The organism is Nocardia sp. CY15 (assembly GCF_009829295.1).
Lineage (GTDB): Bacteria > Actinomycetota > Actinomycetes > Mycobacteriales > Mycobacteriaceae > Nocardia > Nocardia sputi.
In genome coordinates this window covers 944,713-967,481 of the sequence record NZ_VUOT01000001.1, presented here as the reverse complement: position 1 = coordinate 967,481, position 22,769 = coordinate 944,713, and the positions used below count along the sequence as shown (strand labels likewise).

Sequence of the window (22,769 nt, the reverse complement as noted above, 5' to 3'; positions counted from 1 at the left end):
GGCGCGGTGACGGGCCGGGTGACGCCGCATCAGCTCGCGCAAGCGCTGGGCCTGCCGCCGCCGACCGACGAACAGGCCGCCGTGATCGCGGCCCCACCGGGCCCGACCCTCGTCGTCGCGGGCGCGGGCGCGGGCAAGACCGAGACGATGGCCGCCCGCGTGGTGTGGATGGTCGCGAACCGGCTCGTGCTGCCCGACGAAGTGCTCGGGCTGACGTTCACGCGTAAAGCCGCACAGCAGTTGACCGCCCGCATCCGGACCAGGTTGGCCCGGCTCGCTGGCGCGCCGCTGCTGCGCGAACTCGACCCGACCGGTCGGCTGCGCGCCCAGCTGACCGGCGCGGAACCGGAGATCAGCACCTACCACTCGTACGCGGGCAGGTTGCTCACCGAACACGGCCTGCTGCTTCCGGTAGAGCCCTCGGCGACGCTGCTGACCGAGACACAGCTCTGGCAGCTCGCCCATCAGGTGGTCCGCGCCTGGGACGGAGACCTGGAGACCGACCGCACCCCGGTGTCGGTCACCGAGGCGGTGCTCGCGTTGTCCGGGCAGCTGGCCGAGCATCTGGTCGAGCCCGAGGAACTGGCCGAGGCGCACACCGAGCTGGCGAAGCTGGTGCACACACTGCCCGCGGGTCCGCGACAGCGCGGCGGGCCCAGTCAGACCCTGCTGAACATCGTGCAGGTGCAGCGGGAACGGGTGGCACTGCTGCCGCTGGTGCAGCAGCTCGCCGAGGCTCTGCGCAGGCGCGGCGCACTGGATTTCGGCGCGCAGATGTCGCTGGCCGCGCGCCTGGCCGCCGAGCATCCCGAGGTCGCCGCCGCCGAACGCGCCCGCTTCCGCCTGGTCCTGCTCGATGAATACCAGGACACCGGCCACGCCCAGCGAGTCCTGCTCGCCGCCTTGTTCGGTGGCGCGGAGGACGGCACTCAGAGAACCGATGACGATTCCTCGGTGGAAGACCAGCTTCCGCCGGAGACAGCGTCCCCAATCGGTGACGGTCCGCAGGACGCCCACTTCGCGCCGACCTCCCAGCGCGCCGATGCCGGGGACATGACGCAAGAGTGCCGACCGCGGTTCGCCGGTGCGCACGACCCTCGCGCCGAGACCAGGAGGCACGACCAGCGGACCCCGCCGCAAGACCCGCGAGCGCAACGGCTCGCCGTGACCGCCGTCGGGGACCCGATGCAGTCGATTTACGGCTGGCGTGGCGCTTCGGCGGCGAATCTGCCCCGGTTCGCCACCGATTTCCCCACCGCACCGGGCGTGCCCGCCCCCACGCTGGCGTTGCTGACCAGCTGGCGCAATCCGCCGGAGGCGCTGGCACTGGCGAATCTGGTGGCGGAACCGTTGCGGCGCAAGGCGATCGAAGGCGGCGGCGTGACCGTCGACGCCTTGCGCGCCAAGCCCGATGCCGGAGCGGGAGTGGTGGCGCTGGCGCTGACCGCGACCGTGGCCGACGAACGCGAGTGGGTGGCCGAGCGGATCGCCGCGCAGTGGGCCGCCCGGCGCGCGGCGCAGCAGCCGCCGCCCACGTCGGCGGTGCTGGTGCGCCGCAACGCCGATGCCGCGCCGCTCGCCGAAGCCCTTCGCGCGCAGGGGCTCCCGGTGGAGATCGTCGGGCTCGGCGGATTGCTGGCCACCCCGGAGGTCGCCGACATCGTCGCCACCCTGCGGTTGATCGCCGAACCGGGCTCCGGCAGCGCCGCCATGCGTGTGCTGACCGGCGCGCGCTGGCGCCTGGGAGTGGCCGACATCGCCGCGCTCGCCCGCCGGGCCAGGGACCTGTCCATCCGGCCTCCGGGGTCGCAGGGCCCGGCCGAGATCGCCGACGGCGCGGCGCTGGACGAGGCGCTGCGGGAAGTGGCGCCGGAACCGGCCGAGCAGGCCGGGCTGGCCGACGCGATCGCCGATCCCGGTCCGCGGCAGCAGTATTCGCAGGCCGGGTTCGCCCGTATCGAGGCGCTGGGACGGGAGCTGGCCGCGTTGCGCGAACGCAGCGGGCAGCCGCTGGCGGAGTTGGTCGCCGACGTCGAGCGCACCATCGGCGTCGGCGTGGAGACCCAGACGCGACGAGCCATGGCGGGCACCGGGGCCGGACGCGAGCATCTGGACGCGTTCGCCGAAGTGGTGGCGGGCTACGCCGCGGACACCGGCGCCTCGCTCGGCGGACTGCTCGCGTTCCTCGCCGCCGCGGAGGAGGTCGAGAACGGCCTGGAGCCGGGCGAGGTCGAGGTCGCCAAGGACCGGGTCCAAGTGCTGACCGTGCACGCGGCGAAGGGCTTGGAATGGGAGATCGTCGCCGTGCCGCACGTGGTGGAGGGCGTCTTCCCGTCCAAAGTCGGTTCCGGCACGTGGCTGGGCGCGCTCGCCGAGCTGCCGACGTCGTTGCGGGGCGACCGGAAGCAGGACGACGCGGCCGAAGGCGTGCCGGTGCTCGATCTCACCGACCTCTACGACCGCGCCGACCTCGACCGCGCGATCAAGGCGCACAAGGAGGCGCTGGAGCGCCGCCGGATCGATGAGGAACGCCGCCTGTTCTATGTCGCGCTCACCAGAACCGAACGCGTGCTGCTCGTCTCGGCCCACCACTGGGCGGAGACCGGTAGCTCCCCGAAAGGGCCCTCGGATTTCCTGCTGGAGCTGAAGCACGCGCACCAGGACCCCGACAGCCCGGCATACGACGTCTTGACGATCGACCGCTGGGACGACCCGCCCGCGGCCGACGCCGTCAACCCGTTCACCGACAACCCCGCCACCGCCGAGTGGCCGCGCGACCCGCTCAGCACCCGCCGCGACCCCGTCGAACAGGGCGCGGCGTTGGTCCGTGCCGCTCTGGCCGATCTGCGCTCCCGCCCTGCCGACGCCGGTCCTGCGCCACACGACACCGCCCAGGGCCGCGGCCTCCTCGAAGGGCAGTTGCCGCCGCTGGACGACGCGTCGGCATACCCGGACGAACCGGCCTACTATCCGCCCGACGACGAGGTCCCACCGGACGAGTTCGCGGACGACTTCGAGGTCCTCGCGACCGAATACGCCGACCCTTACGCGGACATCGAGCCCTATTTCGGCTCGGCGCCGGACCCGGTGGAGGAGTACCTGTCCGCTGACGAGCCGTTCGCCGCGACCGGCTTCGCTCCGCCCCCGCCGGAGGACCCGTACCGGCCGGAGCACACTCATCCGGTGCCGGACCCGGACGATCCGGAAGGCTGGGCCGCCGACGTGGACGCCTTGCTGGCCGAACACCAGGCCGCCGCTGCCGCGGCCGAGGAGGTCGAGCTACCCGGTCAGATCGCGGCGACCGCACTGGTCGAGCTGCGCGCCGACCCCGCGAAACTCGCCGCCCGCCTGCGTCGTCCGCTGCCCTACCCGCCGAACCCGCTGGCCCGCCGCGGTACCGCGTTCCACGCCTGGGTGCAGCGCTGGTTCGGCTCCACCCGCCTGCTCGGTCTGGACGAACTGCCGGGCGCGGCCGACAGCGGCGCGGCCGACGCGGGCCTGGACGCCGAACTCACCGCGATGCAGGAGGCGTTCCTGAACTCGCCGTGGGCCGACCGCAGCCCCATCGAGGTCGAGATCCCGTTCGAGACCTCGATCGCGGGCACCGTGATCCGCGGCAGGATGGACGCGGTGTTCGCCGAACCCGGCGGCGGCTGGATCGTGGTGGACTGGAAGACCGGCGCCGAGCCCAGCGCCGCCGAAGAGCCCGCGGTGGCCATGCAGCTGGCCGTGTACCGCTTGGCGTGGGCACGGTTGATGGCCGCGCGCGAGGGACGGTCCGAGCAGGAGATGTTGCCCCGGATCGGCGCGGCGTTCCACTACGTGCGCACCGGGCGCACCATCGCGCCGAGGAACCTGGCCGGTCCGGACGAACTGGCCGAGCTGGTCAGGAACGCCGCGCCCGCCGGCTCACCGCCAGCGACGAAGTGATCAGCGGGATCTGCAGCGGAAGCCGCAGCGCCGCGCCGATCTTGACCAGCCGCGGGGCCTTCTCACTGGCCAGCACGTCCGCGGCGAACTGCACGTTGGCCGGGAACACCGCGATGAACAGCAGTGCCGCGAGACGTCCGCCGAACCCGCGGGTACGCGGGATCGCGAGCGCGGCGGCGACGCCGAGTTCGGCCACGCCGGAGGCGTAGGTGTAGTCGCGGGCCCGGCCCGGCAGCAAGCGCGGCACGATCGAATCGAAGGGCTTCGGCCAGACGAAGTGCAGCACCCCACTGCCGAACAGCAGGGTGGCCAGGGCCAGCGCGGGCCGCCGCCCGGCAGCGGCCACGGGTGTCAGCGTGTTTTCTGCCATGAGGCACCCTTGCATTCACCCGGCGGCCGCGTCGACCCGGGCCGACCTGATGCGGGCTCGGCGTTTCGCCCCCTCACCGCCCAATCCGACATGTCTCACCCCGGTGAGACCGAGCAAGCGCCGTTCGTGTGGACGCGACCTGCGGGCTCGAGCATGTACCGTTCGCGGCCCGGCTCGCGCCCGAGTGGCCGCTGCGTAAGCGACGAAGGAGCGAGCGCTCTTCGCGTGGACGCGACCTGCGGGCTTCAGCATGTGCCGTTGACGACCTGGCGCGCATCCGAGTAGCCGTGGCGGGTGCCGTCGACTCGACGGTGAGCCGTTGCGGGCATACATTTACGTCTGGTACTCGAATGCCGACGTGCCCGGCTCGGCTCGACTCCCGGTTTCGAGCGAAGCGAGACCGAGCATTGTCCGTTCGCGGCCCGGCTCGCGTCCGAGCGGCCGCCGCGTCCGCGACGAAGTCGCCAGCGGCGGTCGCTCGGACGCGAGCCACAAGGGGGCCGCGAACACCCAGCGCCGCAGGCGCTGGAGAATCAAACACAGTAGGCTGCCCTCCTGTGCCGGAGGGACAAGGAATACCGGAGATGACCGACACGAGCGACGAGCCGGCGGGTGTGTCCGGTGTTCGGTGATCGAGCGCGTGCTCTGGGGTTGGCCAATCGCCCCGATTTCGCCCTGGTCGGCGTGCTGCGCATCCCGGAAGTGCAGGCCAGCCCGTGGATTTCGCTGACCAGGCGGGTGCTGTTCGCGACGGCGCTGCTCTTCCTGGCCGCGCTGGTCGTGTACATCGGGCGCGACGGTTACCACGACAACTCGGGAAACGAGCTGTCGTTCCTGGACGCGTTCTACTACGCCACGGTTTCGCTGTCGACCACCGGATACGGCGACATCCACCCGGTGACGCCCGATGCGCGGTTGGCGAATATCGTCATCATCACCCCGCTGCGCATCCTTTTCCTGATCGTCCTGGTCGGAACTACCCTCAGCGTGCTGACCGAACGTTCCCGGCAGGCTTTCAAGATTCAGCGATGGAGGCACACCGTGCGCAATCACACCGTGGTCGTCGGATACGGCACGAAGGGGCGGACCGCGATCGACGCGATGCTCGGCGACGGCGTGCAGCCCGCCGACATCGTCGTGGTGGACACCGACATGGTCGCTTTGGAGGCGGCGGCGAACGCCGGGCTGGTCACGGTGCACGGCTCGGCCACCCAATCCGACGTGCTGCGACTGGCCGGTGTGCAGAACTCCGAGTCGGTGGTGGTCGCCACCAACCGCGACGACACCGCCGTGCTGGTCACGCTGACCGCCCGGGAGTTGAACAAGACCGCCAAGATCGTGGTGGCGATCCGGGAGGCGGAGAACACCCACCTGGTGCGGCAGTCCGGCGCGAACTCGGTGGTGGTGTCCTCGGAGACCGCGGGCCGCTTGCTCGGCATCGCGACGACCACGCCGACGGTCGTGGAGATGATGGAAGATCTGCTGACGCCCGAGGAGGGCTTCGCCGTCGCCGAACGTGAGGTGGAGCCGTCCGAGATCGGCGGCTCGCCACGGCATCTCGGCGATATCGTCCTGGGCGTGGTGCGCAACGGCGTGCTGCACCGGGTGGGCGAGCCGGAGGTCGACGCGATCGAGGCGCGCGACAAACTGCTCTACATCCGTCGATCGGCGAAGTGATCACGGCGCGGGCCGGGTGGTAGCCAGGGCGCGATAGTCTCGAACCGTGTCCGCTTTTCAGCTCAATAGTGTTCCGTTGTTGTCCCGTGCCGTCGTGGACCGGGCCGAGCAGATCCGGGGTGATGCCCAGGCTCTGAAGGAGGGCTGGGGCAGCGCGAGACTCTTGCGAGTCAACCGGCGCGGGCAGGCGCGGTTCGAGGAGGGCGTCCTGGTCCTGGAATCGGCACTCGAGTTGTCCGCCGAGCCGAGCCCGGCCGCGGTGTTCCTCGGCGTCGAGGACGACATCCACCTCTGGGCGGTGCGGGACCCGGAGCTGGAGGGCACGCTGACCGATTTGCGCGCGCTGGCAGGCGGCACCGTCGACGACCGCACCGCCGGGCTGCTCTCCACCGCGATCGCATTGCTGAACTGGCACGACAAGGCCGGATTCCACGGTGCCGACGGCACGGTGACGACCGCGGCCAAGGCGGGGTGGTCGCGCGTCACCGAGAGCGGTTACGAGGAGTTTCCCCGGATCGATCCGGCGGTGATCTGCCTGATCCACGACGGTGGTGACCGGGTGCTGCTCGCGCGTCAGCACAGCTGGCCGAAGTCGCTGTTCTCGCTGTTGGCCGGGTTCGTCGAGGCGGGCGAGTCGCTGGAACGCTGCGTGGAGCGCGAGATGCGCGAGGAAGTCGGCCTCGACGTGCGCGAGATCAGCTACCTGGGCAGCCAGCCGTGGCCGTTCCCGCGCTCGCTGATGCTCGGCTTCGCCGCGGTCGCCGATCCCGAGCAGCCGCTGGTCTTCTCCGACGGGGAGATCGCCGAAGCCAACTGGTTCACCCGCGCGCAGGTGCGCGAAGCGCTGGCGGTGGGCGACTGGTCGAAGCAGGGCGAGGGCGCCGAGCTGCTGCTGCCCGGCTCGATCTCCATCGCGCGCACCATCGTCGAATCCTGGGCCGCGATCGACTGAGCACATGCTCGCGCGCGGGTCGGGACGACCCGCGCGCGCCTGATCAGGACAGACCGGCGAGGACCTGTTTGACGGCCGCCAGCGACGGGTTGGTCGCTGTGGAGCCGTCGGCGAACTTGACGGTCGGCACGACGTGATTGCCGCCGTTGACACTGCCGACGAACTCGGCCGACGCCGGATCTTGCTCGATGTCGATCTCGACGTAGGTGATGCCCGCCTCGTCCAGCTGCTTCTTGAGCCTGCGGCAGTAGCCGCACCAGGTGGTCGAGTACATCGTCAGGGTGGGGTTCGCGTCAGTCACGGAGACTGCAACGCCGGAGACCCGCGCACTGTTCCAACTCGAACCTTTTTCCAACCGGCGCCGGCTTCTCACCGTCCACAGCGGTGGGGACCTGCGGCAAGGAAGGAAAGGCTCCGTCCGCGTGTGCCGCCGACGCGGGCGTGACACCGCTGCACGCGACGGCGCTACGGTGCGTGTCGGTGGCCGCTGACATGATGGACCGCGTGCCCGCTCTCGACCTCGCCGACCTCGATCCCGAGCAGGCCGCCGCCGTCCGCGCGCCGCGCGGCCCGGTGTGCGTGCTCGCGGGCGCGGGCACCGGCAAGACCAGGACCATCACCTATCGCATCGCGCACCTGATCGCGCAGGGGCACGTCAAGGCTGATCAGGTGCTCGCGGTGACGTTCACCGCGCGGGCGGCGGGGGAGCTGCGCACCCGGCTGCGCGCGCTCGGCCTCGGCGGCGACGCGACCCAGGTGCAGGCGCGAACATTCCACGCGGCGGCGTTGCGGCAGCTCAAGTACTTCTGGCCGCAGATCGTCGGTGACGTACCGTGGCGGCTGATCGATGCGAAGTTCCCCATCGTCGCGCAGGCGGCGCACCAGGCGGGACTGTCCACGGCCACCGACAGCGTCCGCGACCTGCTCAGCGAGATCGAGTGGGCGAAAGCCTCGCTCATCGCGCCGGAGGACTACACGGCGGCGGTGGCCGAGCAGCGGCGCGAGACCCCCTATGAGGCGCTGCGCGTCGCCGACGTCTACGCCGGTTACGAGAAGCTCAAGGCGACGCCGGACGGGCTGCTGCTGGATTTCGACGACCTGCTGCTGCATACGGCGGCCGCGCTGGAGGACTATCCGGCGGTGGCCGACGAATTTCGCGGCCGGTACCGCAGTTTCGTCGTCGATGAGTACCAAGACGTCACGCCGCTGCAACAGCGCGTGCTCGACGCCTGGCTCGGCGAGCGGGACGACCTCACCGTCGTCGGCGACGCCAACCAGACGATCTACTCGTTCACCGGCGCCACGCCGAGCTACCTGCTGGACTTCTCCCGTCGTTATCCCGATGCCACCGTGGTCCGTCTGGAACGTGACTATCGCTCTACTCCGCAGGTGGTGTCGCTGGCCAACCGGGTGATCGGGTCGGCGCGCGGGCGCATCGCGGGCACCAGGCTGCAATTGATCGGCCAGCGCGCCGACGGGCCCGAACCGGTGTTCGCCGAATACGACGACGCGCCCGCGGAGGCCGCGGCGGTGGCCAAGGCGATCGGCCGGCTCATCGAGGCGGGCACACCGGCCGCCGAGATCGCCGTCCTGTATCGGATCAATGCCCAGTCGGAGAGCTACGAGCAGGCGCTCACCGAGCGCGGCATCCCGTACCAGGTGCGCGGCGGTGAGGGTTTCTTCGCCCGAGCGGAGGTGAGGCAGGCCGTGCAGGCGCTGCGGCAGGTCGCGACCCGCGAGGACTTGCCCGATCAGGCACGCAGCGGCAAAGCGCTGGTCTCACTGGTCCGCGCGGCCCTCGCCCCGCTCGGCCTCACCGCCACCGAGCCCGCAGGCGCCCAGGCGCGCGAACGCTGGTCCTCGCTGGTCGCCCTGGTGCGCTTGACCGAGGAACTGGTCGGCAACGGCGAGCGGCTCGACCTGACCGGGCTGCTGCGCGAACTCGCGGCGCGCGCCGAGGCCAGGCATCCACCCACGGTGCAAGGGGTCACGCTGGCCTCGCTGCACGCCGCCAAGGGCTTGGAGTGGGACGCGGTGTTCCTCGTCGGCCTGTCCGACGGGACCATGCCGATCGCGCACGTTCTCGCCGACGACGGCTCGGTCGCCGACCAGGCGGCGCTCGAGGAGGAGCGGCGGTTGCTCTACGTCGGGGTCACCAGGGCGCGCGAACATTTGCGACTGTCCTGGGCGCTGGCCAGAAACGAAGGGGGCAGGCGCACGCGGCGGCGTTCGCGATTCCTCAACGGCCTCGTCCCCGACGATTCGCCCGCGTCGCGGATCGCGGCCGCGCCGCAGGCCCCGAACGGCGTCCGCCCGACCTGCCGGGTCTGCGCGAAGCCGTTGATCGGCACCTATGCGACGATGCTCGGCCGCTGCCGCCGTTGCCCGGCCGAACTGGACGCCGAATTGCTTGCGGCACTGCGGGACTGGCGTTCGGAGAAGGCGCAGGCACTGCGGGTGCGCGAATTCGTCGTGTTCACCGACACCACGCTCACCGCGATCGCCGAACAACTGCCCGCCGACGACGCCGCGCTGGCCGCGATCGCGGGCATCGGCGCCAAGAAGATCGACCAGTTCGGCGCCGACGTGCTCGCGATCGTCGCGTCCCGGCTTCGATCAAGGTCACAAAACCGCAGGTAGAAAATAGGTTGTGGCGCTGGAAGATCTTGCCTATGGTGGATTTCACGCACCGGGAGGGCATCTCGGCGCGCACAGTTACCGACAAACACGAGTACAGGAGGGAGGCAGAGCAATGGGCAACACCACGAACTTCAGCGCCAATGGCGTTGCGGTCTATGCGCCTATGGCGGCCTCCCGGGGGATCCTCGCCTTGCAGGGGATCGGTCTGTCCGAAATCGGTGGGTTCGGCACGTTCGGCACGCAAGTGAATTGCGCTGCCATGCACGCCTCGATCCGTACCGAAATCCAGGGCAAGCCCAGCGCGGGCTGGCACCCGACGGCTGCCGAGGCAGCACTCGGTGTCTTCGCGGATGAAGTCGGCTTCGAGCCGGCGGATCCGCGGGCAGCACGCCTCCGCACCGCACACCCAGCGACCGTGAACAGGACTCGACACAGATGTCGACCTAGGTAGGGAACTCTTCCCCGACCTCCTGGCCACGGATCGCGCGACAGCGAAACCGTGGCCAGTATTCTCCGGCCCTTCAGCCGACCGGCACCGGTTTCGCCGCTCAACGAAACGAACCGCTGCAACAAGCTGAAGGAGAACGACGTGTTCACCGCACAGGGTTGGCCGCAGGCCACTACTGACGTGACATGCCGAACCGTGGCGTCGACTACTCCGTCCCAGGAGATCACCAAGGTCCTGCCCTGCCGTGCTGGAGATCCGGACCTCTGGTTCGCCGAGAGCCCGGTCCAGTTGGAGCAGGCCAAGGCGCTGTGCGCGACCTGCCCCATCCGCAAGGGCTGCCTGAGCGCCGCCATGGATCGCCGTGAGCCGTGGGGTGTTTGGGGCGGTGAGATCTTCGACCAGGGTGTCGTGATCGCCCGCAAGCGTCCCCGCGGTCGTCCGCGCAAGGTCGCGGTCCCGGCGTGAGCCGGGGAGTGACTTCCCTCCCTCCGGTCGATGTGCTCGATTCGGTCGGTCCCGGCACGGGACGAGCCAACGAACGAGAAAGCAGACCAGCCGCCCACCGGTCGTCGGTGGGCGGCTGCTCTGCGTGGTGTCCGATCTGCGGCGCCTGCGGCGCTGAGAGTCAGGAAGCAGTACGTTCTTCGGTGAAACCGGGCATCCAGGTGCGGACGAGTTGCATGAACGGCAACTCGGCGTCGAGTTGCGCCAAGATGCCGACGGAACCGCCGAGCACGCGGAAGATCATCACGTATTCCGCCGGAAGTTGCAGTGCCCGCGCGGTTTTCATCTCCGGGCTGGACAACTCCGAGGCTTTACCCGCCACGCGCTGCATCCACCTGCGGGTGAAGTGGAACGAGTCGGTCTGGATCGGGTCGGTGAACGGGCGCAAATAGTCGGCGATCTCCTGGTGGGTGACCACCCGGCCGGGAATGACCCAGCCGTGGTCGTACAGCAGTTCGGTGAGTTCGGCGAAACGCTCCTCGACCGCGAGGGCCAGCATCCGGCCCAGCACCGGGGGAAAGCCGTCGGGCATCGGTGCGCAGGCGCCGAAATCGATGACCGCGAGCCTGTTGTCGGGCAGCATCATGAAGTTCCCCGGGTGCGGGTCGGCGTGCAGTAGTCCGACGACCTCCGGGGAGGAGAAGTGGAACCGGCCCATCAGCCCCGCGACACGATTGCGCAGCGCGAGAGTGCCCGCCGGGTCCTCGGCGCCCTGCTTGATGATCGTGGAGACGGCGATGCCGTCCAGCCATTCGGTGACGATCACTTTCGGCGCGCTGGCCACCACTTTCGGCACCACGATCTCGCCGTGCCCGTCGAAGCCCTTGGCGAAGGCGCGCTGGTTGGCCGCCTCGTTGCGGTAGTCCAGCTCTTCTTCGGTGCGTTCGGTGATCTCGGCGAGGATCGGCTTGACGTCCGCACCCGGGATCACGGAGGCGACCAGACCGGACATACGTGACAGTGTCTTCAGATCCGCGCGCAGGGCCTCGTCGGCGCCGGGGTACTGCACCTTGACCGCGACGGTCCGCCCGTCCGACCACACCGCCCGGTGCACCTGCCCGATACTGGCCGAAGCGGCCGGTGCGTCGTCGAAGTCACGGAAACGGGTGCGCCACTGGGTGCCGAGTTGCTGATCGAGCACCCGGTGGACGGTTGCGGCGGGCATGGGCGGCGCGGCGGCCTGCAGCTTGGTGAGCGCTTCGCGATAGTGCTCGCCGAACTCCTCCGGTACCGCGGCCTCCATCACGCTGAGCGCTTGTCCGAATTTCATCGCGCCGCCCTTGAGCTCACCCAGCACGGTGAACAACTGTTCGGCGGCCTTCTGGTTGAGCTGCGCGTTGATCTCGGACTTGTCGCCTCCGGCGAGCTTCTTGCCGAACCCGACGGCTGCCCGCCCGGCGATGCCGAGCGGGATCTTGGCCAATTTGGCGTTGCGGGACGAGCGACGGCGCACAATCTCAGACACGTACCCATCATGGCGGACGGACCAGCCGATCGGCCACGGCAATCTTGATCACTACCGAGTTCCGACGCCGAGTTCTGTGGAAACCCGTGCACAAGCGCACGCGGGATGGCGGCCCCACGCCCGCCGATCCAGGACGTGTGCATCCAGGTCGAGCTCCAGAGTAGCGTTCAACGTGGCCGGGCTGCGCCGCGGTGAGCAGGCGATGATCGCCTCCAGTTCGCCGAGGGCGACCGCCGTGGTCGCCGTGATCCCGGCGGGGGAGGCATGTCCGACGCGGCCCAGTAGCTGGGCGGCGAGGTGTGGCCAATCGGCGTCGTTCTGCGAGCGGATCAGGTCCGCGCAGCGCAGGCAGCTGGTGACGCCGGGCAGCACCAGCGGCCCGACGACGCCCTTGTTGTCTCGGATACGTAGTTGCAGATGAGGGATGCGATGCAGCAGCAGGTCGCTCACCAGCCTCGGGTCGGGCATCAGCGCGTCGGCGAGCACCACGAGGTCCGACTCCCACGACCGCACTACCGACGTACCGGACGGGTAGTCCCGGGAACGGCTCGGCCGCACTCCCAGCGCGCGCAGCCCGGCCGACACGGCGTCGGAGAGCGGACCGAGCCCGTGCACTCGCACCGCTCGCACCTGTCCGGCCCGGTCCTCCGGGTGGTCCAGCAGTCCGGCTTCGTCGACGAGGGTGAGCAATGCCGCGGCGCGCTCGGCGTCGATTCCGCATTCCCCGGCTCGCCAGATGATCTGCGGTTTGGTGCGCAGCCCGTCGAGCAGGCGGAGGAAGGCGAGAACGGTCTCGGCGTCCATGCCTTCCGGACCGAGCACCACCGCCGTTTCCGGATCGCACCCCAGCTGCACGACGCCGGTCGGGCGGACCAGGACGGTTACCCTGGGGCGCAACCGGGGACCGCGACACATCGTTGTCATGTCATCAGTATGCGGACCACGCGGTGTACGACTCGTCCCGAAACCCCCACTTATCCACAGGGTTTCGTGCCATCCACAGGATGGATCAGGAGGCTGCGCCGCCCTCTTTGCCCAGGTCGGGCCCGGTGTCGTCGTCCTCGCGCGCACGCGTGGCTTGCTCACGCGCCTCGGTCTCGGCCAGTTGCGCGAGCGGATCGTCGAACGCGGTGGCGCCGCCGCCGATCACCGAGTCGATGAAGCCCGCAGGGGAGTCCAGGTCATGAGAGTTCGGCAGCAGGTCGGGGTGCGCCCACACCCCGTCGCGCGCGGCCATGCCCGCGTCGCTGGTCAGCCTGCGCCACAGTGCGGCCGCCTCGCGCAGCTTGCGCGGCCGCAGCTCCAGGCCGACCAGGGTCGCGAAGGTCTGCTCGGCGGGCCCGCCGGTGGCGCGCCGCCTGCGCAGTGTCTCGGCCAGCGCGCCCGCGCCGGGCAACCGGTCGCCGACGGCGTCGCTGACCACCACCTGAACCCAGCCCTCGATGAGCGCGAGCAGCGTTTCCAGCCGTTCGAGCGCCTGCTTCTGCTCCGGCGTGGTCTGCGGCTCGAAGGTTCCCTGGGCCAGGATCTCCTCGAGCTTCGCGGGATCGGTCAGCGACATCGGGTCGATGCCCTGCGCGGCCTGCTCCAGCGCGGAGAAGTCCATGCGGATACCGCGCGCGTAGTCCTCGACCGCGCCGAGCACCTGCTGGCGCAGCCACGGCACGTGGGCGAACAGCCGCTGATGCGCGGCTTCCCGGGCGGCCAGGAAGACCAGGATCTCGCTCTCGGGCTGCTCCAGCCCCGAGCTGAACTCCGAGATCGCCGCGGGCAGCAGCGCGGCGGTGCCGGTGGGTCCGAGCGGGAGGCCGATGTCGGTGGAGGTCAGCACCTCCTTGGCGAGCTGGCCGAGCGCCTGCCCGAGCTGCGAACCGAAGGCCAAGCCGCCCATCTGGCCGAGCATGCCGACCATCGGAGCGGCGAACTGCCTGGCCTCCTCGGGCAGCGCCGCGGTCCACACCCCCGAGATCTGCTCGGCCACCGGGTCGCACAGGCGCTGCCAGGTGGGCAGGGTCTGCTCGATCCAGTCGTTGGCGGTCCACGCGACCGTCCTGGTGGCGCCCGCGGGCAGGGTGGTCGCGCTGTCGAGCCAGAGTTCGGCCAGGTGCGCGGCATCGGCCACCGCGCTCGCCGCGCCCGACGTCACCGGTGCGACGGTCGACCCGAGTTGCTGGCGGGCCAGCCGCTTGGCGACGTCGTAGTTCACCGGCCCGGCCTGTGCCGAGCCGGGCTGCCCCATCCCGCTGAGCATCTGGCCGAGCGAGGTCAGCATCTGCCCGAGTTGCGACGGGTCGAATCCGCCCGCGCCGGCCCCACCGATACCGAAACCGAACGGGTCGTTCGGACCGGGGCCGCTCGGCTCGTCGCCGCGCTTGCGATCGTCGTCGTCGCGGTCCGAGAATCCGAAGGGGAGGTCACTCATACCCCACAGGTTACGCGTGTACCACAGCGTCTCGATGTTCGCGCGGCGCGAAACCGGTGGCGGCGCGCCCGGGCGAAACGACCGCCTCCGGCGCCCGGCGAGGCGGGCTGTCATTATCGTGGTCCGGGTGAATCGTCGGATCCTCACCTTGGTGGCCGCCCTGATCCCGGTGCTCGTGCTCGGCGTCGTCGGCAGCGTGCTGACCGTGCCGTTCGTCGCACTCGGGCCCGGTCCCACCTTCAACACTCTCGGCACGGTGGACGGCAAGGAAGTCGTCGACGTGCGGGGCACCCAGGTCGATCCGACCACGGGCAATCTCAATATGACCACCGTCTCGGTGCGTGACGGGCTGAGCCTGTTCGAGGCGTTCGGCTTCTGGGCCAGCGGCAAGCACGGCCTGGTGCCGCGCTCGGAGGTCTACCCGCCCGGTGTGTCGCGTGAGGAGATCGACAAGTCCAACCAGCAGGACTTCAAGGACTCCGAGGGCAACGCCGAGGTCGCCGCACTGCACTACCTGAACCTGCCCACGGTCGTGCTGCTGCGCAAGGTCGCCGACGACGGGCCGGCTCACGACGTACTGCGTGCCGGCGACGAGCTGGTCAGCGTCAACGGCACGCCCATGACCTCGCCTCAGGAGGTCGTCACCGCGGTCTCGTCCCAGGCGCCCGGCAGCCCGCTGACAGTGGTGTACCGGCGCGACGGCGCCGAGCAGACCGCGACGATCGTCCTCGGTACCCGCCCCGGCGACCCCGCCAAGGGCTACCTCGGCGTGACGCCAGGGGAGGGCGCACGCCCGCCGATGCAGGTCACCTTCAACCTCGCCGACATCGGCGGGCCGTCGGCGGGCCTGATGTTCAGCCTGGCCTTGATCGACAAGCTCAGCCCCGGCGAGCTGGACGGCGGCAAGTTCGTGGCCGGCACCGGGACCATCGATCAGGAAGGCAAGGTCGGCCCGATCGGCGGCATCCAGTACAAGATGATGGCCGCGCGCGAGGCGGGCGCGGAGACCTTCCTGGTCCCCGCCGCCAACTGCAACGAGGCCAAGCAGCGGATCCCGGACGGGCTGCGGCTGGTGCGGGTCGAGAACCTCACCGGCGCGGTGCAGTCGCTGAACGAGATCAACACCGGCAAGGAGCCGGTGAGCTGTGGGTGAGATCGCCCTGGCCCGGCTTCACTCCAGGGTGTGGTGCAGCGCCTCGACCAGATTCGGCGCGAGGTTGGGATAGGTGCGCAGGTCCAGCTCGCCGAAATCGTCGGCGTCATCTTCGGGCCGCAGTTGCAGCAGGCACAGTGACGCGCCCTCACGCAGCACCGCGGCGAACAACCGCGCCTCCCGGCGCTGCGGATGCGCTTCGGCGGCGGCGCGCGCGGCCGCGTCGGCGGCCTCGTGGTCGGCCAGCAGCGGGGCGAGCGCGTCGTCGAGTGTCGACTCCGCGTCCGGTGGCAGCACCACGATCTCCTGCACCAGCACGCAACCGCGGACGGCAGGCGGCCAGCTGGTGGTGGCCAGGAATTCGTCCAAGGCGATCGAGCCGCCGGTGATGTCGTCGGGGAAGGCCTCCTGGGCGACCGGCGTCAGCTCGCCGCCCTCATCGAGCTGATCCTCCAGCTCCGGCTGCGCGGCGACCAGGTCGGCGGTCGGCACCAGGGCGAACATCTGTGGGGGACGACCCCACCCCTCGGCATCGACGAATTCCGCCACCTCCCGGACGGAGCGGGCAAGGACGAGTTCGGCGTGCAGGTCTGGAGTCACGCGAACATCCAATCAAACCGCCGAGCGGGCCAGCCGGAAACCCGGACGATCGGTTCTCCGGCGCGGCAAGCGCAACCCTGCCAGCTGCATGGTGTCCGATTTCCGTAGAGTGGGCCGGGACGGTCCGGAAGGACCACCCGCAACATCGGACTGCGGCGCATCGGCCGGGCGTATCGGTGCGAGCGTCGCCGGACCTTGGAGAGTGGCATCGTGGGCATGCGGCCCCCCACTGGCTTACCTTCGCTGTCCCGACGCAGCCGTGTGCTGTTGGTGGCGGCTGTCGTGCTCGCGGCATTGCTGCTGCTCGGGCCGCGGCTGACGGACACTTACACCAATTGGCTGTGGTTCGGTGAGGTCGATTTCCGCAACGTGTATCTCACGGTGCTGCGGACCCGGGTCTTGCTGTTCATCGCCGTCGCGGCCTTCGTCGGCTTGGTGGTCTGGCTGGCGCTGCTGCTGGCCTACCGGTCCCGGCCGGTGTTCATCCCGGTGGTGGGGCCGAACGATCCGATCGCGCGCTACCGCACCACTGTGATGAGCAGGCTGCGGCTGTTCGGCGTCGGCATACCGGTGCTGCTGGGCCTGCTGTCCGGCTTGGTGGCGCAGTCGAACTGGGTGACGGTGCAGCTGTTCCTCAACGGTGGATCCTTCGGTGAGAAGGACCCGGAGTTCGGTCTCGACGTGGGGTTCTACGCCTTCGACCTGCCCTTCTACCGGATGGTGCTGAACTGGTTGTTCGTCGCGGTGGTCATCGCGTTCTTCGCCAGCCTGGTCACCCACTACGTCTTCGGCGGACTGCGGTTGACCGGCCGCGAGGGCACGCTGACCCGCGCCGCCCGCGTCCAGCTCGCGGTGCTGGCCGGACTGTTCGTCCTGCTCAAGGCGATCGCGTACTGGTTCGACCGGTACGAATTGCTCTCCAGCAGCCGCAAGGAGCCCACCTTCACCGGCGGTTCGTTCACCGACATCAACGCGGTGCTGCCCGCCAAGCTCATCCTGCTGTCCATCGCGGTGATCTGCGCGCTGGCCTTCTTCGCCGGGATCGTGCTGCGTGATCTGCGGGTGCCCGCGATGGCCGCGGCGCTGCTGGTGCTGTCCTCGATCCTGGTCGGCGCGGTGTGGCCGCTGGTGGTCGAACAGTTCTCCGTGCGTCCCAACGCCGCGGACAAGGAAAGCGAGTACATCGAACGCAACATCGCCGCGACCAGGCAGGCGTTCGGAATCACCAACGACAGGATCGAATACAAGGACTACAAGGGCGAGAGCAACAAGAGCCCGCTCGATGTCCCGGTCGACGCCGCGACCATCGGCAATGCCAGGCTGCTCGACCCGAACATCCTCTCGCCCACCTTCACCCAGCTGCGCCAGCTGAAGAACTTCTACGGTTTCCCGGAGTCGCTGGACATCGACCGCTACAACCTCGACGGTGACGTACAGGACTACGTCGTCGCCGCCCGGGAGCTCTCGCCCGCGGCGCTGAGCGGCAACCAGACCGACTGGATCAACCGGCACACCGTGTACACCCACGGCAACGGCTTCGTCGCCGCTCCCGCCAACCGGGTGAACAAGCCGCCGTCGGAGGATCCCAACGCGGTAGGCGGCAGCGGAGACGGCGGCTATCCGATCTTCATGGTGAGCGACCTGTTCACCCCGTCGGACAAGCAGCGGATCAGGGTCGACCAGCCTCGGGTGTACTTCGGTGAGCTGATCTCGCAGTCGAATCCGGATTACGCGATCGTCGGCGCGATGGACGGCCAGCGTCCGCGGGAATACGACTCCGATACCGCGCAGTACACCTACACCGGCAAGGGCGGCGTGCCGATCGGCAACTGGATCAACCGCCTCGCGTTCGCGGCCAAGTATGCCGAGCGCAACATCTTGTTCTCCTCGGCCATCGACGACGATTCCAAGATCATCTTCAACCGCAGCCCGCGCGACCGGGTACAGAAGGTCGCGCCGTGGCTGACCACCGACGGAAACGCCTACCCGGCGGTGGTCGGCGGACGGATCGTCTGGATCGTGGACGCGTACACCACGCTGGACAACTACCCGTACGCGCAGAGCACCTCGCTGGAGGGCGCGGTCGAGGACAGCATCGACAAGAAGACCGGGCGTCTGCTGCCGCGCAAGTCGGTCAGCTACATCCGCAACTCGGTCAAGGCGACGGTCGACGCGTATGACGGCACCGTCACCCTCTACGAGGTGGACTCCGCGGATCCGGTGCTGAAGGCGTGGCGCGGGGTGTTCCCGGGCGCGGTGAAGCCGGAGAGCGAGATCTCGCCGGAATTGCGGGCGCACTTCCGTTATCCGGAGGATCTGTTCAAGGTCCAGCGTGAGATGTTGTCGAAGTACCACGTGGACGATCCGCGAGAGTTCTTCACCAACAACGCTTTCTGGTCGGTTCCGGCCGATCCGACCACCGAGGGCGGCACTACCGCCGACCAGCCGCCGTATTACGTATTGCTGGGTGATTCGAAAACGAACAGGCCCACGTTCAATTTGACCAGCGCGATGACCGGTTACAACCGGCCGTATCTGGCGGCCTATATCTCGGTGCGCTCGGACCCGGATGGGTACGGACAATTCACGATCCGGCGATTGCCCACGGACACACAGACATTGGGTCCGCAGCAGACGCAGAACCGGATGACGACGGCGCCGGAGGTATCGCGCGAGAAAACGCTGCTGTCGAATTCGAACAAGATCAAATATGGCAACCTGCTGACCTTGCCGGTCGCCGACGGCGGCATCCTCTATGTGGAGCCGTTCTACAACGAACGCAACACCGGGCCGAACACCGCCACCTTCCCGCAGCTGCTGCGGGTGCTGGTGAGCTACCGGGATGAAGCGGGCAACGTCAAGGTAGGTTATGCCTCGACACTGGCGGATGCGCTGAACCAGGTCATCCCGGGTGCGGGCGCGCTGGCGACGCCGTTCGGCGGTGACTCCGGCACCAGGCCGAAGCCCGGCACCGTCGCGCCGCCCGCGGACCAGGGCGGCAACAACGGGCCCGGCAACGCCGCGACCCCGCCGCCCGCGTCGGGTCCGCCGCCCGCGTCGGGATCGGCTTCCGGCAAGGACGCCGCGGCCGCCGAACTCAACCGGAAGATCGAGAATGTGCGAAATGCCATGCGCAGCGGAAACTTCCAGGACTTCGGCCGGGCGCTCGACGAGTTGGAAGCCGCCGTCAAGGCATATCAGGACGCGGGTCGCTGAATGACGCGGGTCGCTGAATGACGCGGGACGCTGAATGACGCGGAACGCTGAATGAAGCCGTCGTTCGAATAGGCGCGAAATACCGAAGGACCGCCATCGTCGCGATGGCGGCCCTTCGGTATCTGCGGTGCAGGACGCGTCAGCGACCGAACGAGTCGATCAGTGCGCTGTTCTGGCTCAGGATCTGCTGGAACTGCCCTTCGACGCCGTACTGCTTGGCCAGCTCGACCGCGGTGGACTTGGCCTGGTCGACCGCGGACTGCGCGGCGCTCACGGCGGGCTGGGCGGGCTCGGGAACGGCGGGGAGTTCCTCGGCCCGCACGAGCGGCTCGGGCTCGGAGGTGCCCGGGCGCAGGAACTTGCCACACGACGGCCACGCGCCGGCGCCCTGGGTGGCGAGCACGTTCTCCGCCACGCGGATCTGCTCTTCCTTGCTCGCGGTGTGGGCGTAGCCCTTGCCACCGTTTGCGGCCCAGGTGCTCTGCGAGAACTGCAGGCCGCCGTAGTAGCCGTTTCCGGTGTTGATTCCCCAGTTGCCACCGCTCTCGCACTGTGCGACGCCGTCCCAGTCGTGGGTCGCCGCGGAGGCCGAAGCGGTGGAGAATGCGAACGGGACGGCAACAAGAGCGCCGGTGATGGCGGCGAGGCCGAGGGCGCGGGTGCTGATCTTCCGGTTCTCAGTCATGGTCGTTTCCCTCCCTGCGCCCGCCGGCACGGCGATGGAGCTGCGCCGTGTCCCTGTCCCCAGGTCGTCGGGGATCCTCGAACCGCGGGACAGGGTTGCCGGTGTTCGGCGGTTCGAGTTCGAGCCCGTCTCGGTTGATCCGGGCCGTGGCCTGACGGTAACGAAGAAATCTCAGCAGATCACATCTGGATAACGCTGGAATTGTGTGAAACGAATAACCCGAATATCAGCGTTTTACCAGGTGGATAACGGCATCAACACGCGGATTCCGCGCTAAGTTATCGCATCGTTATGTGAGCGATATCACCACGATATAGTGAAATTCATCACGTTTGAAGGGCCTGCGCCGCGGCAATACTGATGTGCGCGGTGTGACACGGATATCGCTCGATTCGGGTGTCCGCCGCCCGCTCGCGCTGTCGGCTCCGCTGGCTGTTCAACTGCTGGAAACCGCTGATGAGCTGGCGATTTGCAGTGTGAGCGAACCCGTGTGTAATGTTGTTTTCACCGACGCGGGGTGGAGCAGCTCGGTAGCTCGCTGGGCTCATAACCCAGAGGTCGCAGGTTCAAATCCTGTCCCCGCTACAAGGGAAACGGCCCGGAACCAAAAGGTTCCGGGCCGTTTCCGTCTGTATGCGGCTTCCGGCTCGACAGCGGCCGGGCGGGGTCGGTGGACTTCTACTGTCGGTGGAACCGCTCACGAACGGCGTCCATGCGAGCGCGCAGTTCCTCCGGGGTGATCACGCCGCGATCCAGCAACGTGTGCGCCGTGACGACGACCGGGCGGGTGCGGACCGGGAAGTCCTGATAGATCGTCTCGCCGAGCGCGTCCTCGGCATGGCGGCGTTCCAGGTTGTCCAGAGCGCCGCGCCAGGACAGGCATTCGCACGTAGCCTGCATGCTGGATTCCCAGGGGTCGGGTCTGCGGTCGAGTTCGGGCAGCGTGCTCTCCCGCCGCACCCGTGGATCCAGCGTTTTCAGCAGGACTTCGTACGGACCACTCGTCACCGGTGTCCCTCCTTCCTCGCGGCGGACTCGACTCTGCTCGGTGGGTGCTGCGCGGTCCAGTCGACCTGGGGCAGCGCCACGCCGATCATCGTGTCCCGGGTGACGATGGCGGCCAGTTGCTCCTCGGTCCAGCCCTCGGTGCCCTCGGGGCGCATCGGCAGCACCATGAACCGGGACTTCTGATTCGAATCGTGCACCCGGATCTCGACGTCGGGCGGGAAGTGCAAGCCGAACTCGGCGAGCACCTCGCGGGGCCACCGGACCAGGCGACGACGGTAATTGGGGGTGCGGTACCAGTCCGGGGACATCCCGAGAACCGGTCGCGGGTAGCACGAGCACAGCGTGCACACGATGACGTTGTGCACCTGCGGCGTGTTCTCCAGCACGTAGAAGTAGGTGTAGTCGCTCGGGGTCCCGGATCCGGTCGGGTCACGCCAGTCGATGCCGACCTCTTTGCACGTCTCGGTGCCGTCGGCGAGCAGGCGCGCCTTGAAGTCGGGGTCCGTCCACGCCTTCGCGACCAGTCTCGATCCACCGTGCGGACCCACCGATTCGGCCCACTCGGTGAACCTGCGGTGGTCTTCGGCGGAGAAGAGCCCCTTCTCGATGGCGAGTTCACGCACTGCCGTCTCGAGCACTTCGAATTCGCTGATCTCCTCGCTCGCCTCGATCGGCGCGTGCGCGTCGTGATCGTGGGTCCGGCTCACCGGTCATCCTCCTCTGCGGGCTCGAGCCAGCGCTCGGAGACTTCCGTCTCCAGGGTGTCGACGTCGAAGCCGGTGTATTTGGGCCACAACTCCTGCTGACGGAACCGCACCACGTAGAACGGCTCCACGCGCCCGTCCTCGCGCCCCCATGCTTCGTCCTCCGGGATGATCCACTCCGGCCGGTACTCGACGACGACGCCGGTGTGCCCGCGGGTGTAGGCCTGCGTGCGGGTGTGGAACATCGACGTGGCCGAACGGACCCGGACGCGGTCGCCGATCCGGTACTTCCTGGTCATGCGCGCGCCTCCATCCGTGCGCGTACTTCGTCCAGCTTGGCCGACAATTCGTCGGGGGTGATCAACCCCTTGACGACCAAGGTCTTCGCCGCGACTGTCACCCAGCGCGCGTAGTAGGGCAGACCGTAATACAGCGTCGCACCGAGGTCGTTCTCCGCGCGCCGGCGTTCCTCGGAGTTCCAGACGCCACGCCAGCCGAGGCATTCACACGTGACGTAGGTGCTCATCTCCCAGGGCTGTTCCTCCTTCTCGCGATACTCGACCGGGATATCGGGTTGGCCGCCCACGTCGTGCAGCACGTGCCTGAGTGCGGCGAACAACTCGTTGGAGATCTCGTATGGTGAGTCGAGCGGGTCGCGCAACACCGGTGCGAGGTCCGCGACGCGATGCTGCAACTCGTCGAATCGATTCGGTGTGCTCATGATGTCTCCGTAGTGACGGATCCGGTGTCCACGGCAGCGCGGTTGCGGAGGGTGTGCGCGCGTGCGCCCTCGCCCGGCCGAGTGCGAGAGCCAACGAGCGCCATGGGGACTCCAACGGGACGGCAGGCCCGGTGATCGGGCAGGCGAGTGTAGTCGGACGACGAGGTGTGACCCCAGTCACTATCACATGGTCAGGCTGCCAAGGTTACACGCCAAGATCGATTTGCTGAAGGATGCCTGGGGCGCGGTGAGCGCGCCGGAATCCGCTCCGGAC

General features: G+C 68.9%; 19 protein-coding genes and 1 tRNA gene. 9 read left to right on the top strand and 11 right to left on the bottom strand.

What is annotated here, in order from left to right:
- Positions 1-18: 18 nt before the first annotated feature.
- Positions 19-3,930: an ATP-dependent DNA helicase gene (locus GVY39_RS04645; RefSeq protein WP_304654069.1), complete on the top strand. Its 3,912-nt coding sequence runs from the start codon at positions 19-21 to the stop codon at positions 3,928-3,930.
- Here GVY39_RS04645 and GVY39_RS04640 read toward each other — a convergent pair.
- The gene (locus GVY39_RS04640) at positions 3,887-4,300 is read right to left on the bottom strand and encodes a hypothetical protein (RefSeq protein ID WP_159920821.1); all 414 of its coding nucleotides are present in this window, start codon (positions 4,298-4,300) and stop codon (positions 3,887-3,889) included. The genes GVY39_RS04645 and GVY39_RS04640 overlap by 44 nt on opposite strands.
- Positions 4,301-4,921: 621 nt before the next feature.
- Here GVY39_RS04640 and GVY39_RS04635 point away from each other — a divergent pair.
- Both GVY39_RS04635 and nudC read left to right on the top strand, forming a co-directional pair.
- Positions 4,922-5,977, top strand: coding sequence for a TrkA family potassium uptake protein (locus GVY39_RS04635; protein ID WP_159920823.1), 1,056 nt, complete (start codon positions 4,922-4,924; stop codon positions 5,975-5,977).
- Positions 5,978-6,023: 46 nt separating this feature from the next.
- Positions 6,024-6,929, top strand: a complete 906-nt coding sequence (gene nudC, locus GVY39_RS04630) for an NAD(+) diphosphatase (protein ID WP_159920825.1) — start codon at positions 6,024-6,026, stop codon at positions 6,927-6,929.
- Between the two features lie 43 nt (positions 6,930-6,972).
- On the opposite strand, the gene GVY39_RS04625 is transcribed toward nudC, so the two are convergent.
- Entirely contained in the window at positions 6,973-7,203 is a 231-nt protein-coding gene (locus tag GVY39_RS04625) for a mycoredoxin (RefSeq protein WP_086007524.1), read from the bottom strand.
- Positions 7,204-7,421: 218 nt separating this feature from the next.
- Between GVY39_RS04625 and GVY39_RS04620 the strand changes: the two genes are divergently transcribed.
- The 3 genes from GVY39_RS04620 to GVY39_RS04610 all read left to right on the top strand — a co-directional run bounded on the left by GVY39_RS04620 (position 7,422) and on the right by GVY39_RS04610 (position 10,482).
- Positions 7,422-9,569, top strand: a complete 2,148-nt coding sequence (locus GVY39_RS04620; protein WP_159921293.1) for an ATP-dependent DNA helicase UvrD2 — start codon at positions 7,422-7,424, stop codon at positions 9,567-9,569.
- Positions 9,570-9,681: 112 nt separating this feature from the next.
- Entirely contained in the window at positions 9,682-10,020 is a 339-nt protein-coding gene (locus GVY39_RS04615) for a hypothetical protein (protein ID WP_159920827.1), read from the top strand.
- Positions 10,021-10,158: 138 nt separating this feature from the next.
- Positions 10,159-10,482 (top strand): WhiB family transcriptional regulator, encoded by a 324-nt coding sequence (locus GVY39_RS04610; protein ID WP_159920829.1) that lies wholly within the window; start codon positions 10,159-10,161, stop codon positions 10,480-10,482.
- A 160-nt stretch (positions 10,483-10,642) separates the two neighbouring features.
- On the opposite strand, the gene GVY39_RS04605 is transcribed toward GVY39_RS04610, so the two are convergent.
- The 3 genes from GVY39_RS04605 to GVY39_RS04595 all read right to left on the bottom strand — a co-directional run bounded on the left by GVY39_RS04605 (position 10,643) and on the right by GVY39_RS04595 (position 14,408).
- On the bottom strand, positions 10,643-11,986 hold the full coding sequence (locus GVY39_RS04605) for an AarF/ABC1/UbiB kinase family protein (protein ID WP_159920831.1): 1,344 nt from the start codon (positions 11,984-11,986) through the stop codon (positions 10,643-10,645).
- A gap of 51 nt (positions 11,987-12,037) precedes the next feature.
- Positions 12,038-12,910 carry a hypothetical protein gene (locus GVY39_RS04600; protein WP_159920833.1) on the bottom strand — a complete coding sequence of 291 codons (873 nt, stop codon included), beginning with the start codon at positions 12,908-12,910 and terminating at the stop codon, positions 12,038-12,040.
- An 85-nt stretch (positions 12,911-12,995) separates the two neighbouring features.
- On the bottom strand, positions 12,996-14,408 hold the full coding sequence (locus tag GVY39_RS04595) for a zinc-dependent metalloprotease (protein ID WP_159920835.1): 1,413 nt from the start codon (positions 14,406-14,408) through the stop codon (positions 12,996-12,998).
- Between the two features lie 127 nt (positions 14,409-14,535).
- On the opposite strand from GVY39_RS04595, the gene GVY39_RS04590 reads away from it, so the two are divergent.
- Positions 14,536-15,561, top strand: coding sequence for a PDZ domain-containing protein (locus GVY39_RS04590; protein WP_195069449.1), 1,026 nt, complete (start codon positions 14,536-14,538; stop codon positions 15,559-15,561).
- 18 nt (positions 15,562-15,579) lie between these two features.
- Here the strand turns inward: GVY39_RS04590 and GVY39_RS04585 are convergent, their stop codons facing one another.
- On the bottom strand, positions 15,580-16,161 hold the full coding sequence (locus GVY39_RS04585) for a PPA1309 family protein (protein ID WP_159920837.1): 582 nt from the start codon (positions 16,159-16,161) through the stop codon (positions 15,580-15,582).
- A 210-nt stretch (positions 16,162-16,371) separates the two neighbouring features.
- Between GVY39_RS04585 and GVY39_RS04580 the strand changes: the two genes are divergently transcribed.
- A complete protein-coding gene (locus GVY39_RS04580; RefSeq protein WP_201295151.1) occupies positions 16,372-19,377 on the top strand; it encodes a UPF0182 family protein in 3,006 nt (1,001 codons plus the stop codon).
- A 139-nt stretch (positions 19,378-19,516) separates the two neighbouring features.
- Here the strand turns inward: GVY39_RS04580 and GVY39_RS04575 are convergent, their stop codons facing one another.
- A complete protein-coding gene (locus GVY39_RS04575; RefSeq protein ID WP_159920841.1) occupies positions 19,517-20,062 on the bottom strand; it encodes a transglycosylase family protein in 546 nt (181 codons plus the stop codon).
- A gap of 511 nt (positions 20,063-20,573) precedes the next feature.
- Between GVY39_RS04575 and GVY39_RS04570 the strand changes: the two genes are divergently transcribed.
- Positions 20,574-20,647: transfer RNA gene (locus GVY39_RS04570), tRNA-Met, on the top strand.
- Positions 20,648-20,740: 93 nt separating this feature from the next.
- On the opposite strand, the gene GVY39_RS04565 is transcribed toward GVY39_RS04570, so the two are convergent.
- Genes GVY39_RS04565 through GVY39_RS35190 form a run of 4 tightly spaced genes read right to left on the bottom strand, consistent with a single transcriptional unit; the run spans position 20,741 to position 22,495 of the window.
- A complete protein-coding gene (locus tag GVY39_RS04565; RefSeq protein WP_159920843.1) occupies positions 20,741-21,070 on the bottom strand; it encodes an SH3-like domain-containing protein in 330 nt (109 codons plus the stop codon).
- The gene (gene scnC, locus GVY39_RS04560; protein WP_159920845.1) at positions 21,067-21,777 is read right to left on the bottom strand and encodes a thiocyanate hydrolase subunit gamma; all 711 of its coding nucleotides are present in this window, start codon (positions 21,775-21,777) and stop codon (positions 21,067-21,069) included. The genes GVY39_RS04565 and scnC overlap by 4 nt, the downstream gene beginning before the upstream one ends.
- Positions 21,774-22,073: an SH3-like domain-containing protein gene (locus GVY39_RS35195; protein WP_159920847.1), complete on the bottom strand. Its 300-nt coding sequence runs from the start codon at positions 22,071-22,073 to the stop codon at positions 21,774-21,776. Before GVY39_RS35195 ends, scnC begins: the two co-directional genes overlap by 4 nt.
- Positions 22,070-22,495, bottom strand: coding sequence for an SH3-like domain-containing protein (locus GVY39_RS35190; RefSeq protein WP_159920849.1), 426 nt, complete (start codon positions 22,493-22,495; stop codon positions 22,070-22,072). Before GVY39_RS35190 ends, GVY39_RS35195 begins: the two co-directional genes overlap by 4 nt.
- Positions 22,496-22,769: the final 274 nt, after the last annotated feature.